13 protein-coding genes are annotated in these 13,031 nt (G+C 62.8%); 5 read left to right on the forward strand and 8 right to left on the reverse strand.

Features of this window, described 5'->3' with window-relative positions; genetic code table 11:
• Nucleotides 1-31 precede the first annotated feature (31 nt).
• Nucleotides 32-403 carry an SPW repeat protein gene (locus V3C40_RS23565; RefSeq protein ID WP_051990989.1) on the forward strand — a complete coding sequence of 124 codons (372 nt, stop codon included), beginning with the start codon at nt 32-34 and terminating at the stop codon, nt 401-403.
• 96 nt (nt 404-499) lie between these two features.
• Here V3C40_RS23565 and V3C40_RS23570 read toward each other — a convergent pair whose 3' ends face one another.
• The 8 genes from V3C40_RS23570 to rsmB form a co-directional block, all read right to left on the reverse strand.
• Nucleotides 500-1,780: an EAL and HDOD domain-containing protein gene (locus V3C40_RS23570; RefSeq protein WP_034749309.1), complete on the reverse strand. Its 1,281-nt coding sequence runs from the start codon at nt 1,778-1,780 to the stop codon at nt 500-502.
• Nucleotides 1,781-1,917: 137 nt separating this feature from the next.
• Nucleotides 1,918-2,697 carry a class II glutamine amidotransferase gene (locus V3C40_RS23575; protein ID WP_080698502.1) on the reverse strand — a complete coding sequence of 260 codons (780 nt, stop codon included), beginning with the start codon at nt 2,695-2,697 and terminating at the stop codon, nt 1,918-1,920.
• Nucleotides 2,698-2,774: 77 nt separating this feature from the next.
• Nucleotides 2,775-3,032, reverse strand: a complete 258-nt coding sequence (locus V3C40_RS23580) for a BTH_I0359 family protein (RefSeq protein WP_034749313.1) — start codon at nt 3,030-3,032, stop codon at nt 2,775-2,777.
• A gap of 150 nt (nt 3,033-3,182) precedes the next feature.
• Entirely contained in the window at nt 3,183-3,590 is a 408-nt protein-coding gene (locus tag V3C40_RS23585; RefSeq protein WP_331778669.1) for a GTPase, read from the reverse strand.
• Nucleotides 3,587-4,306 carry a response regulator gene (locus V3C40_RS23590; RefSeq protein ID WP_034749318.1) on the reverse strand — a complete coding sequence of 240 codons (720 nt, stop codon included), beginning with the start codon at nt 4,304-4,306 and terminating at the stop codon, nt 3,587-3,589. Before V3C40_RS23590 ends, V3C40_RS23585 begins: the two co-directional genes overlap by 4 nt.
• Before the next feature lie 98 nt (nt 4,307-4,404).
• Nucleotides 4,405-6,702, reverse strand: coding sequence for a sensor histidine kinase (locus V3C40_RS23595; protein ID WP_070301613.1), 2,298 nt, complete (start codon nt 6,700-6,702; stop codon nt 4,405-4,407).
• Nucleotides 6,702-7,208 (reverse strand): DUF4390 domain-containing protein, encoded by a 507-nt coding sequence (locus V3C40_RS23600; protein ID WP_331778670.1) that lies wholly within the window; start codon nt 7,206-7,208, stop codon nt 6,702-6,704. The genes V3C40_RS23595 and V3C40_RS23600 overlap by 1 nt, the downstream gene beginning before the upstream one ends.
• Nucleotides 7,209-7,305: 97 nt before the next feature.
• Nucleotides 7,306-8,727, reverse strand: coding sequence for a 16S rRNA (cytosine(967)-C(5))-methyltransferase RsmB (rsmB, locus tag V3C40_RS23605; protein WP_331778671.1), 1,422 nt, complete (start codon nt 8,725-8,727; stop codon nt 7,306-7,308).
• Between the two features lie 376 nt (nt 8,728-9,103).
• Between rsmB and argS the strand changes: the two genes are divergently transcribed.
• Genes argS through V3C40_RS23625 form a run of 4 tightly spaced genes read left to right on the forward strand, consistent with a single transcriptional unit; the run spans nt 9,104 to nt 13,024 of the window.
• On the forward strand, nt 9,104-10,813 hold the full coding sequence (gene argS, locus V3C40_RS23610; RefSeq protein WP_139091763.1) for an arginine--tRNA ligase: 1,710 nt from the start codon (nt 9,104-9,106) through the stop codon (nt 10,811-10,813).
• Between the two features lie 20 nt (nt 10,814-10,833).
• Nucleotides 10,834-11,544, forward strand: coding sequence for an SPOR domain-containing protein (locus V3C40_RS23615; RefSeq protein WP_331778672.1), 711 nt, complete (start codon nt 10,834-10,836; stop codon nt 11,542-11,544).
• A gap of 9 nt (nt 11,545-11,553) precedes the next feature.
• Complete coding sequence (locus V3C40_RS23620) at nt 11,554-12,225, forward strand: thiol:disulfide interchange protein DsbA/DsbL (RefSeq protein ID WP_034749335.1); 672 nt, start codon at nt 11,554-11,556, stop codon at nt 12,223-12,225.
• 37 nt (nt 12,226-12,262) lie between these two features.
• Complete coding sequence (locus V3C40_RS23625) at nt 12,263-13,024, forward strand: SDR family oxidoreductase (protein ID WP_331778673.1); 762 nt, start codon at nt 12,263-12,265, stop codon at nt 13,022-13,024.
• The last annotated feature ends 7 nt before the right edge of the window (nt 13,025-13,031 follow it).

Here is a 13,031-nt window from a genome sequence, read left to right on the forward strand (position 1 = left end):
GGCCCGTTCCCTGACTGGCTAAGGAGGATATATGGCAACCAACTTCAAACTGAAACGCTGGCAGGACCAAGTGATCCTGTTGCTGGGCTTATGGCTGGTCGTCTCGCCCTGGGCCTTTTCCTATCCCGAAGGCTCGCCGCAGATGATCAACGCCCTTGTCTCGGGCCTGGTGATCGCCGTGCTGGCCGCCTTCGACCTGTACAAGACCTATTTCTGGGCCGTCGTCGTCAACCTGCTCGTCGGCGTGTGGGTCGCCGCCTCGCCGTGGATCCTGCGCCTGGCCGATCAGCCCGTCGTCATGTGGAACGAACTGCTCGTCGGTATCGCCGTCGTCGTGCTGGCCCTGTGGGAACTGCGCACCGACCCCGAGCTGCACAAGCACTGGCCCGGCGCGGCGGCGTGATGGCGTAAAAAAGCCCTGCTACGGCGACGCCGTGCAGGGCTTTTGAGAACGCGCCAACAATGTTGTCGGATTACGGCCCTTTGGGCCTAATCCGACCTACAGTGCGTAGCGGACGACGTTATCGCTCCATTCGTAGGCGGCCATTTCCAGCTCCACCAGGTCGTCCGGCGACATGGCCAGGTCGCGCAGGGTCGGCACGATCTCGCCTTCCATGTCTTCGATGCGCTCGATACATTCAGCCAGGCGCAGCAGGTCGCCGTAGAATCCCTCGCGCGACAGCAGCGCTTCAGCCACTTCGTCGATCACTTCGATCTGGCTGAGGATTTCCGACATCGGCACGCCGAACAGGGTATCCATCAGTGACATGATGCCGACCGTAAAGGCGATATCGGCCGAGTGGGCGTGGTTCGGGCGCAGTTTATGTGCGAGCAATTCGAGCAAACGGCCGCGCGTGGTGGCCAGCATCAGCAGCGGCGTCATGCTATGGCCGCGCTTGCTTGGCTCCGCGTACAGCATGATTTGCAGCCAGCGCTGCAATTGGCGGCGGCCCAATACGGTGACGGCCTGGCTCAGCGAATCGATGCGCTGGCGCGCGCCCACGGCCGGCGTATTGACCAGGCGCAGCAGGTTCAGGGCCAGGGACACGTCGCGCTTGATGGCGCGCTCGATGTCCATGTTGTCGGCGTCCGACGTCACCAAGGTCATCAGTTCCATGACGGCCAGTTGCGACGGCGACAACTTCTTGCCCGTCATGATGGCCGGCTTGGCAAAGTAATAACCCTGGAAGTAATCGAAGCCCAGGTCCAGGCCCGACTTGAATTCTTCGCGCGTCTCGACCTTTTCCGCCACCAGTTTCTTGTTTTCCCGCTTGAAACGGGGCGCCAGCGCCGCCAGCACTTTCGGGTCGACCGTGCTCATGTCCATCTTGACGTACTGCACCAGCGGCAACAGTTCCTGCACTTGCGCCGTATCGGAGACGACGTTTTCCAGCGCGAAGGTGAAGCCATGGCCCACCAGTTCGCTGATGCGCGCGCGCACTTCCGGCGTGACGGGCATCGATTCGACGATTTCCAGCACGACTTTTTCACGCGGCAGGAAGACGAAGATGTCGCTCATGATCACGTCGGCATCGACGTTGACGAAACCGAGCGCGTCGCCGATGACCTTTTCCATGCCCAGTTGGGAAGCGTGGGCGATGACGGACGCCGTGGCGGACAGGTCGCTGGTAATGTTGGCGGGGCCGACCGGAGCGTTGCGGAATAGCAACTCATAGCCGAACAGGGCCTGGTTGCGGTCGAGGATAGGTTGTCGACCCAGATAAAACTCGCGCACGCGCAAGGGTTTCGGGGTGATGTCGTTGCTGGAAATATCGATCATTAACTCTTCATCAATCACGTCGAGTGACACCGGCCGCGCCGCGCCCGCATCAAGGTTCACTATTGACAATACTTTAGCTGAATTCCGCCCGCGCTGTGGGTATTTTGGCAGCAATCCAGCGTATTGTCGTCAACAAATTAGGCCACTGGCGTGTCTTGCACCATCCCGTCGACAAATAATTTCAATTCGCCGGGCACAAACGCCGTCCATTGTTCATTCGTCGTCAGCGGCTGGGTAACGATCACGGCCACTCTGTCCTGGGGCGTCGTCACCTGGGAAAAGTCCACGCTCAGGTCTTCATCGGAGAGTTTAGCAGTTGGAAACGGATGTTGTCGCACCAGATAGTGCAAGCTGGTCGAGCAATGGGCAAACAGCGCCTCGCCGCTCGACAGCATCATGTTGAACGTGCCGTGGGCCGCGATGCTGGGCAACAAGTCCGCCAGCGCCGCATGCAGTTGTGGCAAAGCCGGCGGGGCGTCGCCAAAGCGCGCGTGCAATTCCTGCAGCAAGTAGCAGAAAGCCCGCTCGCTGTCGGTGCAGCCGACGGGACGGTAACTGCCCGTCAGCACGGGGTTGAAATCCTTCAAATCGCCATTGTGGGCAAAGACCCAGTAGCGGCCCCACAGTTCGCGCACGAAGGGGTGGCAGTTTTCCAGCGCCACCTGGCCTTGCGTGGCCTTGCGGATATGCGCGATGACATTGCGCGACTTGATCGGGTAGCGTTTGATCAGTTCGGCCACAGGCGAGGCGATGGCCGCCTGGTGGTCGACAAAATGGCGCACGCCGGCGCCCTCGAAAAAGGCGATGCCCCAGCCATCATGGTGGGTATCGGTATGGCCGCCGCGCATGGCGAAGCCGGTAAAACTAAAGACAATGTCCGTGGGGACATTGCAATTCATTCCGAGAAGTTGGCACATGGTCTGTTTGCAGCTGGATAACACGGCCACCATACCACGCCGTCTGGCGGATTGGTATGGCGGCGATGGCTATCACATCAGTGCAACAGGACGGGCTGGCTCATGAGGGAATCGTAGCTACCCAAGAATTCATCGATCTCTTCCATGCTCGGTTCGCTGGCGATCAATTCCGTGACGTCGCGGCGGAAGTTTTGCGCAAGGATACCGGCGATAAACGTTTCCCGCTTGCCCCCCTTGTCGACGATTTCATAACCGCCAAAGCGCAGGGCTTCCAGGTCGCCATCGACGCCGAATTCCACAACGCTATATTGTTCGCTGTTATAGATCAGGTTCATTTTGCATCCTTCGCTCAAGCAAGAGAAACTCTTGCGGTTTCAGGACAGAGGTGGGGTTCCCACGCCGCCATTTCAAGCGGCAATGCCACCCTGCGGGCTACAGAGTTGTAACGAGATGCAAACTGCGACTGCGGTAAGGCGATCAGGAAGCTACGTTGAAGAAACAATCAAGTCTGCTTCCAGCGCCAGCAGGACATCGTAGGGACTGGCGGTCAGCCAGGTGCGCAGCTGTTCGATATGCGAGGCGTCGGCCAGGCTGATGAACAGGCGCGCGGGTGGATGGCGCAGCAGACGATTTAATGTTACACGCAATACGAGATTGCCGCTGCAGCACAGGCAACCGGGCGCGATGCGCAACAGTTGCAATGGAAACGATGAGGAAGGGGAAATTTCTTCGGCCAGGTCGGCCAGGATGGCGTTGCCGTCGGAGAGCCCCTCGAGGATCACGGCAGTCGCGTGGCCAGGCTGCAAGGCCTGCGCGATGGCCGCCTCGCGCTCGGCGGCGCGACCACCGCTGACCAGGGTCAGCGGCGTCGGACGCCGTACGGCTGACGTCACAGGCCTTTCTTGGCCAGCTTGCCCGGTTCGACGCCCAGCTGTTTCAGCTTGCGATACAGATGGGTGCGTTCCAGGCCCGTTTTTTCCGCCACGCGGGTCATGCTGCCGCCTTCGCGGCCCAGGTGGTGTTCGAAATACATGCGCTCGAACGCATCGCGCGCCTCGCGCAGCGGCAAGTCGAACGACAGGTTGTAGCCATGGCCTTCGGCCACCGCCGGTACGGCGATGCCTGGGCGCACCATCAGCTGTTGCGGCGCGCTGCCGCCAAAGCTGGGCACGGGATGGCTGCTTTCCTCGGCCACCACGGGCGCCACGGGACGCGGCGCCACGCTCGGCGCGCGCACGGTTTCCTGGGCCCGCGTCAAGCCTTGCTGGACCGCCTTCAGCAGTTTTTGCAGGGCAATCGGTTTTTCCAGGAAGTTCATGGCGCCGATGCGCGTCGCCTCGACCGCCGTATCGATGGTGGCGTGGCCCGACATCATGATCACCGGCATGGTCAGCAAGCCATCGCGCTGCCACTCCTTGAGCAAGGTGACGCCATCGGTGTCGGGCATCCAGATATCCAGCAATACCAGATCCGGCGCACCGGCGGCACGCGCTTCGCGCGCCTGCTGCGCATTTTCGGCCAGCTGGATAGCATGTCCTTCGTCGCCCAAAATTTCCGAGAGCAACTCACGGATACCCATTTCATCATCCACTACGAGTATGTTTGCCATTCGTGTCTTGCCTTCCTCATTTCGCCGGCCGTCGCGCACAAGATGCACGCGGCGGACAACTATGATTTTATTAGTGTTTTAAATACTAAACCAGACCCTCACGCCAGGAATTCCTGGGCAGGAGCGTCGGGAGCTAACTTTAACAGCAAAATGACCACCGAAGCGCCATTGCCGTCGACCCGGTTCTCGATATCGATGCGTCCGCCGTGTTCATCGATAATTTTCTTTACCATCGCCAGGCCCAATCCCGTGCCGCGGGCCTTCGAGGTCACATACGGCTCGAACGCGCGCGCCAGGATTTTGGGTGCAAAACCAGGACCATTGTCCGTGATGGCCAGCCGCACGGCGATATTCACGCCGCCGTCCGCACTGCGATAATGAATTGCTTCCGTCCTCACGTCAATCCGCGGATGCGGCGAGTCCGGCGGCAGGTCGGCCATGGCGTCCTGCGCGTTCTGCAGCAGGTTGTGAATCACCTGGCGCAACTGGGTCGGATCGCCCATCACCATCGGCAGATTCGGCGCCAGCAGCGGGTGGATGATGTCGCCATCGTCGCCGCGCAGGTACAGGTTCAGTATCTCTTCGATCAGCTCGTTCAGGCGCAGCGGCGTGAGCACGGCCGGCGGCGTGCGCGCATAGTCGCGGAAGTCGTCGACCATGCGCTTCATCGCATCGACCTGCTTGACGATGGTGGTGGTGGCGCGGCTGAGCAAATCCGCATCGGGCTGCTCCAGCTTGCCTTCGAGCTTCATCTGCAGGCGCTCGGCCGACAGCTGGATCGGCGTGAGCGGATTCTTGATTTCATGCGCGAGGCGGCGTGCCACCTCGCCCCAGGCGATCGAGCGCTGTGCGGAAATGACGTCGGAAATATCATCGAACACGACGATGTAGCCGCTGCCGGACTCCAGCGGCAGGCGCGAACCGCGCGCCAGCAAGGTGATGTCATGCTCGTCGGCACTGCTGCCCAGGCGGCGTGGAATCTCGATCTGCCGCTGCCAGTGCAGACGCTGCTGGTTGCGGCCCGACGCCGATTGCGCGCTTTGCGCCGTGAAGGCGCTGATGATGGCGCCGCCAAATTCTTCCATTCCAGCAATATGCGCCAGCGGCTGGCCCACCATGCTCGTGCCCGAATGCTGGAGGATGCGCTCGACCGATTCATTGCAGGTCACCAGCTTGAAGTCGCCGTCGAGCACCATCACGCCGGCCGACATGTTCGCCAGCACCGATTCCAGGTGGGCCTTGGCGTTTTGCAGCGCGGCGCGGTTGCTTTCCACGGCCGTGCGCGCATCGAGCAACTGGCGCGTCATGATGTTGAACGACTGCGTCAGGGTGCCCAGTTCATCCTTGGTGGCGACGATGGGGCGCGGCGACAGGTCGCCCTCGGCCACGGCGCGCGTGCCTTCGGCCAGCAGCAGCAGGGGCTGGGCCAGGTTGCCCGCGATCAGGAAAGCGCTGCCGATGGCGCCAAAGATGGCCAGCAGCAAGGTCAAAGTGAGGATTTCCATGTACATCTTGCGCAGACCCACGCGCGCGACGAAACGTTCCTTGTATTCGCTGTAGGCGGCGCGCAGCACTTCGCCATTCGTCGCCAGCTTGGGCGGCACCGCCTGCAGCAGTTGCAGGTAGCGGGGCGAGACGGAGGGGCCCGGCACGGCCACCAGCACGCGCAGGCGCAGGCTGGCCGCCGTTTCCAGCGACGCCGGCAGGCCCGAGCGGAAACCGCCGCCGCCCGACTCCGTGCCATCATCGTGCAATTCCAAGCCCCCTTCGGCCGAGGCATAGCCGGCCGGCGAGGCCGCCTGCACCAGCATGGCCGGCGTCGGCAAGTCGGCCGCGCTGTGCGGCCCGGCACTGGCCAGCAACACGCCGTCGCCGCTGACGAGCATGGCGTTTTGCATGCCCTCCTCGCGCAACAGGCTGGTCAGCACGGCCGGACCGGCCACCGGGTCGGCGCCCATTTCTTCGACGGCCTTGTGGCCCCGGTGGTCGAGCTCGACCAGGGCCGCATCGAGGCCGGCACGGCCCAGCTCAATCCCCGATTCCAGCGCCGCTTCGATCTTGACGTTGAACCAGGATTCGATGGAGTGGGAGACGAATTGCACGGAGACAAGGAAAATCACGAGGCCCGGCAGGATGCCGACGGCGGCGAACAGCATCACCAGGCGCGTCATCAGCTTGGAGCCGAACTTGCCGCTCTTGTAGCGCGCGTACAGGCGGGCCAGGGAAATGCCCACCAGCGCCAGCAGGGAGACGGCGACGGCCGCGTTCAGGCCCAGCAGCCAGGTGTAGTAACGGTCGAAAAAGCCGGAATTGTCGGAAGCCGACGCCAGCAGGAACAGCAGGATACTGACAATGCCGCCGCCCACCACCAGCAGATAGCGCAATGCTTGACTCACTACTCCGCCGTATACAAAAAGGTTTTTTTATTCGAAGCCAGGCGCCAGTCGCTGTTATTGAAGGCATTGACCTGTATCGGCTTGGGCAGGTAGTCGCGGTCCATGCCCATGCGCAAGGTGACGTTATACGTCTGCCCCACTTTCAGTTCGCCGCGCCGCGCCACCAGCCAGCGGCTGGGACGGCGGATCAGGAACAGCGCATCGTCGAGCGTGGCAAAGCTTTGCTGCAAGCCGCCGCCCGACACGTGGTACTGGCGCGTGAGCACGTTGTACGACAGCCGGCTGGTCTGGCGCGCCACGATGGCCTTTTCATCGAACCAGTACCAGCGGGGCCGGGTCAGTTCGATTTCCGTCGTGAAAAACAGCGGCACGCCATGCTGCACGGCATCATCAAGGTCGTGATTGAGCTCGAAGGAATATGTGGCGGCCAGCTTGTAGCCCTCTTCGCTAGCCTCGATGTAGGCACGGGTGATCTCGACCATATCGGCGGCATGCGCGCGTGGCATCGTACATGCCAGCATCAGCAGCAGGGCCAGGAGTCGGAAGAGTCGTGTTGTCACAGGTGTGCCGGTGTAGTCCGTAGGATAAGGTTCGACGAATCGCTCAAGCCGCATTTTTTTGGAATAGCGCATAGAACAAACCGTCGTGGTCCTGCTCCGCGCTGCCGGTCGGCAACAGCTGGCCAGGCGCTGTCAATCGGGTCGCATTATTGCGCACCGCAAATGCCGCCGCCTGTGCCTCGGACTCCTGCGGCCACAATGAACATGTCACGAACAGCAATTTACCATCGGGGCGCAGCATCTGCCACAGGTTGTCCAGAATTTTGGATGAAAGTGTTGCAAGTTGGAACGCGTCGCCCTTGCGGCGCAACCAGCGGATATCGGGATGGCGGCGCACGATGCCAGAGGCCGTGCACGGCACGTCGGCCAGGATGCGGTCGTACTGCTGGCCGTCCCACCACGCGCTCGATTGCGCATCCTGCGCCTTCAGGGTGGCGTCCAGGCCCAGGCGCTCGAGATTTTCCGCGATGCGCGGCAAACGCTTGGCGTCCGCGTCGATGGCGGTCACTTGCACGTCGGCCAGTTCCAGGATGTGGCAGGTCTTGCCGCCCGGCGCCGCGCAAGCGTCCAGCACGCGCATGCCGTCCTGCAAGTCCAGCAGCGGCGCGGCCAGTTGCGCGCCAGCATCCTGCACGGAAACGACGCCCTGCTCGAAGCCGGGGATCAGGGCCACGCCGATCGGCTTGTCCAGGCGCACGGCGAACGGTCCCACCTGGCGCGCGGCGATGCCCGCTTCCGCCAGCACGGCCAGATACGCTTCGACCGTGCTCTTGCGGCGATTCACGCGCAGGGTCAATGGCGGCACGGCATTGCCGGCCGTCAAAATGGCTTGCCAGTCGCGCGGATAGGCCAGGCGCAGCGAGTCGATCCACCACTGCGGATAATTCCATTGCGCCAACGGTTGCTGCAGGGCCGCTTCCAGCAAGGATTTGCGCTCGCGCAAGAAACGGCGCAAGACAGCGTTGACCATGCCCTTGGCGTGCGCCAGGTCAGGGTGCGACGTGGCGACCGTGACGGCCTGGTCGACCACCGTGAATTCTTCGTATGGCTGCTCGCCCGGCTCGGCCGACATCAAGGACAGCGCGCAGCACAGCAAGGCGGCCAGCATCGGCGGCTCGGGCGCCTTCGACGTCATCAGGCCGACCAGGGTTTCGCTGCGGCCCAGCTGGCGCATGGTACGGTAGGAAATATCCTGGATGGCGCCGCGCGCCTGCGGGCTGGCGTTCGATTGCGTAAACACTTTGGCCAGCGCCTGCGGCAGGGCCGTGCCCGTGCGCACTTGCGCTACGGCATTGGCCGCGCCCAGCAGGCAAAACGCCAGCGAGTCGGCGCGCAAATCGGGTTGGAAGCCTGGCTGCAAGACCGGTTTCAGGTCGGGATGGTAGCTGGGACGCAATTTCGGTACGGCAGGAGCCTGGCCTGGCGCCGGCTTGGTTTTCAATTTCAGCGTGGGGCGCTTGTTCATAGTTATCCGGTGTGGCTGCGCGCGGCGGGCTGCATGGAGGCAAAGTCGCGGCCGCGCGTCATCAATAAAGGGTCGATTGTAGCGTTTGTGGCGCCCTCTGGCCCAAGCGATTGCAGCGATACCTGTAAATTGCGGCAAAAAACTGCATATATACAAGCAGAATGCACCATGCTGATGTTTTCGCGCACCAACATGGGCATGCTGTCCTGATAATATCGTGAAACGCGCCAGCACGGGAACACTGCCGGCTGGCGTATTGTTCCCGGCGGCAAACCAGTATAATTAACGCAGTCTGGGCGGCTTGTGTACTTGCCGTCCGTTTTGCTTTTTGATTCATTCTATTCATTCTTAACGCGGTTCCACCGCCATCCTGCTCATGCTCGCCCAACAGAAACAAGAAATCATCGCCCTGTTCCAGGCCGCCCTCGCTCCCGTCCTGGCCGGCACTACGCTCGAGCCTACCGTGGTGCTCGAGCGACCACGCGATGCATCGCATGGCGACGTCGCCTGCAATATCGCCATGCAACTGGCCAAGCAGCTGAAACAGAATCCCCGCGAACTGGCGCAAACCATCGTGACGGCCGTGCTGGCCAACCCGGCCGGCAAGGGCCTGGTCGAGGCAGTGGAAATAGCCGGTCCCGGCTTCATCAACGTGCGCGTGTCAAACGCCGCCAAGCAGGCCGTCGTGAAAACCATCCTGGGCGAGGCCGACAGCTATGGCCGCAGCACGGCAGGCGCCGGCAAGCAAGTCATCCTGGAATTCGTCTCGGCCAACCCGACCGGTCCGCTGCACGTGGGCCACGGCCGCCAAGCGGCCCTGGGCGACGCCCTGTCCTCGCTGTTCGACGCGCAAGGCTACCAAGTGACGCGCGAGTTCTACTATAACGATGCGGGCGTGCAGATCCAGACCCTGGCCAATTCCGTGCAGGCGCGCGCGCGCGGCTTCAAGCCCGGCGACGCCGAATGGCCCGAGTCCGCCTACAACGGCGACTACATCGCCGATATCGCCAACGACTTCAAGGCCGGCAAGACCGTCTCGGCCAGCGATGGCCAGCCTGCCACGGCCAATGGCAACGTGGAAGACATCGACTCGATCCGCCCGTTTGCCGTCACCTACCTGCGCAACGAACAGGACATCGACTTGCAGGCGTTCGGCGTGAAGTTCGACAATTACTACCTGGAATCGTCGCTGTACGCGGACGGCAAGGTCAACAGCGCCGTCGAAACCCTGATCAAGGCCGGCCACACCTACGAGCAGGATGGCGCGCTGTGGCTGCGCACCACCGACTTCGGCGACGACAAGGACCGCGTGATGCGCAAGACGGACGGCACCTACACGTATTTCGTGCCGGACGTCGCGTACCACCTGGTGAAATGGCAGCGCGGCTTCGTGCAGGCCATCAATATCCAGGGCAGCGACCACCACGGCACCATCGCACGCGTACGCGCCGGCCTGCAGGCCGTCGACATGGGCATCCCGCAAGGCTACCCCGACTACGTGCTGCACAAGATGGTCACCGTCATGAAAGACGGCGAAGAAGTCAAGATTTCGAAGCGCGCCGGCTCCTACGTGACCGTGCGCGACCTGATCGAATGGTCGGGCGGCGGCGACATCGCCAAGGGCCGCGACGCCGTGCGCTTCTTCCTGATCTCGCGCAAGGCCGACACGGAATTCGTCTTCGACGTCGACGTGGCGCTGAAAACCACCGATGAAAACCCCGTCTATTACGTGCAGTACGCGCATGCGCGCATCTGCCGCATCCTGGAAAACTGGGGCGGCGATGAAAGCACGGTTGCCGGCGTTGACCTGTCTCCCCTGACGGCGCCGACGGAAGCGACCCTGCTGGCGACCCTGGCCGCCTATCCGGAAATGCTGGCGCGCGCGCAAGCGGAACTGGGACCGCATCAAGTCGCCTTCTACCTGCGCGACCTGGCCGCCAACCTGCACAGCTTCTACTTCGCCGAAAAAGTGCTGGTCGAGGACGAAGCCGTCAAGATGGCCCGCCTGGCTCTCGTCATCGCCGCGCGCCAGGTACTGCGCAACGGCCTGGCACTGATCGGCGTGTCCGCGCCAAACAAAATGTAATCGCGAAGGTCAAACAGTCAATGAATCATGTTTCCCGCTTCTCTTCGTCCCGGCGCCAGCAGGGCAATACCCTGGTCGGCATCATCATCGGCCTGGTCATCGGCCTGGGCATCGCCGTCGTGGTCGCCCTGGTGATCACCAAGGGCGCCTCGCCGTTCACCGACAAGTCGGGCAAGGCCGGCAAATCGGCCGAACCGACGGCCGGCCAGATCGCCGACCCGAACAAGCCGATGTACGGCAACAAGGAAGCGGCCAAGGAAGCGGCGCGCGACTTCTCCAAGGAGCCACGCGAGATCGTCACGCCGACGCAGCCGGCAGCACCGGCGCCCGCGCCAGCGCAGCAGCCGAAGGCGCCGCCACCGGATGCGCTGCAGGAATTGATCGGTACGTTGAAAGACAAGCCGGCGCCGAAAACGCCAGCGGCGGCACCAGCGACGCCAGCACCGCAAGCGAAGGCCGACGTGAAAGAGGCCAAGGCCGATGCAGCCAGCGACAAATGGATTTATTATCTGCAGGCCGGCGCCTTCCACGACATGTCGGACGCCGAAAGCACGCGCGGCAAACTGGCGCTGCTCGGCTTCGAAGCGGCCATCAGCGACCGCAGCACCGACGCCGGCGTGCTGCACCGCGTGCGCATCGGGCCGTTCAACCAGCTCGAAGCGATGAACCGCGCACGCACCAAACTGTCTGAAAACGGTATCGACGTCGCCGTCGTCCGCAACCAAAAATAAGGAACCAGCATGCGTTTTCTGAAGAACATCCTGATCGCCGCCGCACTGTGCACCGCCGCCATGGGCGCATCGGCCTCGCCGGCCGACCCGAAGAACGGCGTCGAATACGAAACCCTGCCCACGCCGCAGGCGACGGAATCGGGCAAGAAAATCGAAGTGACGGAATTCTTCGCCTATTACTGCCCGCATTGCAACGTGCTCGAGCCGCAACTGGCGGCCTGGGTCAAGAAACAGGGCGACAACATCGTCTTCAAGCGCGTGCACGTGTCGCGCGACGAGAGCGTGGCGCCGCAGCAGCGGCTGTTCTTCACCCTGCAAGCCATGGGCCTGGTCGACAAGCTGCACACCAGCGTCTTCCACGCCATGCATGTGGAACGCAACCGCCTGAACACCGACGATGCCGTCTTCGATTTCGTCGCCAAGCAGGGCGTGGACCGCCAGAAATTCATCGACACCTACCGTTCGATGGGCATCTCGGCCCGCGTGCGCCGTGCGGATGCCATGATGCAGGGCTATAACGTGACGTTCTGGCCCATGATCGCCATCGACGGCCGCTACATCACGTCGCCTTCGCAAGCCGATCAAGGCAGCAAGTCGGCCAAGAACGAAGAGCAGTTGAACGCCCAGGCGCTCACCGTGATGGACGTGCTGGTCGCGAAAGCCAAAGCGGAAAAGAAATAAGCATGGCCACTACCCTGGCGCGCCCGGGCATCGCCTGATGCAACGCGTTTTCATCACGGGCGCGTCGAGCGGATTGGGCGCCGCCCTGGCGCTGAAGTACGCGCGCCAGGGCGCCCAATTGGGCTTGCTGGCCCGCCGCGGCGACACGCTGCGGCAACTGATCGCTTCCCTGCCCCACCCTGAACGCCACCGCGCCTATGCCGTCGACGTGTGCGACCACGCCGCCCTGAAAAGCGCGGCAGATGACTTCATCGCCCATGCCGGCGGCATCGACATCGTCATCGCCAGCGCCGGCGTGTCGTACGGCACCCTGAGCGAACACGCGGAAGACCTCGACGCCTTCGCGCGCCTCATCGCCATCAACGTCACGGCCACCGTCGCCACCTTCGCGCCCTTCATCGCCGCCATGAAAAGCCAGGGCAGCGGACACCTGGTGGGCATCGGCAGCGTGGCCGGCATCCGCGGCCTGCCCGGCGCCGAAGCCTACAGCGCCTCGAAGGCGGCCGTCATCAGCTACTGCGAATCGCTGCGCCTGGAATTGAAACCGGCGGGCATCAAGGTCGTCACCATCACGCCCGGCTACATCGACACGCCGATGACGCGCCACAACGCCTACCGCATGCCCTTTTTGATGCCGGCCGAAAAATTCGCCGTGCGCGCCGCGCGCGCCATCGCCGACGGCGACAGCTACCGCGTGATCCCGTGGCAGATGGGCGTCGTCGCCAAGCTGCTGCGCGCGCTGCCCAATGCCGTCTACGACCGGGCCTTCGCGAATGCGCCGCACAAGGCGCGCAACTGACCCTATC

The organism is Janthinobacterium sp. LS2A, from assembly GCF_036543145.1.
GTDB classification, from domain to species: Bacteria; Pseudomonadota; Gammaproteobacteria; order Burkholderiales; family Burkholderiaceae_D; genus Janthinobacterium; species Janthinobacterium aestuarii.

Coding starts and splice junctions, on each gene's coding strand:
- V3C40_RS23625 (WP_331778673.1), top strand. CDS start 12,263: ATGCAACGCGTTTTCATCACGGGCGCGTCGAGCGGATTGGGCGCCGCC.
- argS (WP_139091763.1), top strand. CDS start 9,104: ATGCTCGCCCAACAGAAACAAGAAATCATCGCCCTGTTCCAGGCCGCC.
- V3C40_RS23575 (WP_080698502.1), bottom strand. CDS start 2,697: ATGTGCCAACTTCTCGGAATGAATTGCAATGTCCCCACGGACATTGTC.
- V3C40_RS23580 (WP_034749313.1), bottom strand. CDS start 3,032: ATGAACCTGATCTATAACAGCGAACAATATAGCGTTGTGGAATTCGGC.
- V3C40_RS23570 (WP_034749309.1), bottom strand. CDS start 1,780: ATGATCGATATTTCCAGCAACGACATCACCCCGAAACCCTTGCGCGTG.
- V3C40_RS23600 (WP_331778670.1), bottom strand. CDS start 7,208: ATGCCACGCGCGCATGCCGCCGATATGGTCGAGATCACCCGTGCCTAC.
- V3C40_RS23590 (WP_034749318.1), bottom strand. CDS start 4,306: ATGGCAAACATACTCGTAGTGGATGATGAAATGGGTATCCGTGAGTTG.
- V3C40_RS23620 (WP_034749335.1), top strand. CDS start 11,554: ATGCGTTTTCTGAAGAACATCCTGATCGCCGCCGCACTGTGCACCGCC.
- V3C40_RS23565 (WP_051990989.1), top strand. CDS start 32: ATGGCAACCAACTTCAAACTGAAACGCTGGCAGGACCAAGTGATCCTG.
- V3C40_RS23615 (WP_331778672.1), top strand. CDS start 10,834: ATGAATCATGTTTCCCGCTTCTCTTCGTCCCGGCGCCAGCAGGGCAAT.
- rsmB (WP_331778671.1), bottom strand. CDS start 8,727: ATGAACAAGCGCCCCACGCTGAAATTGAAAACCAAGCCGGCGCCAGGC.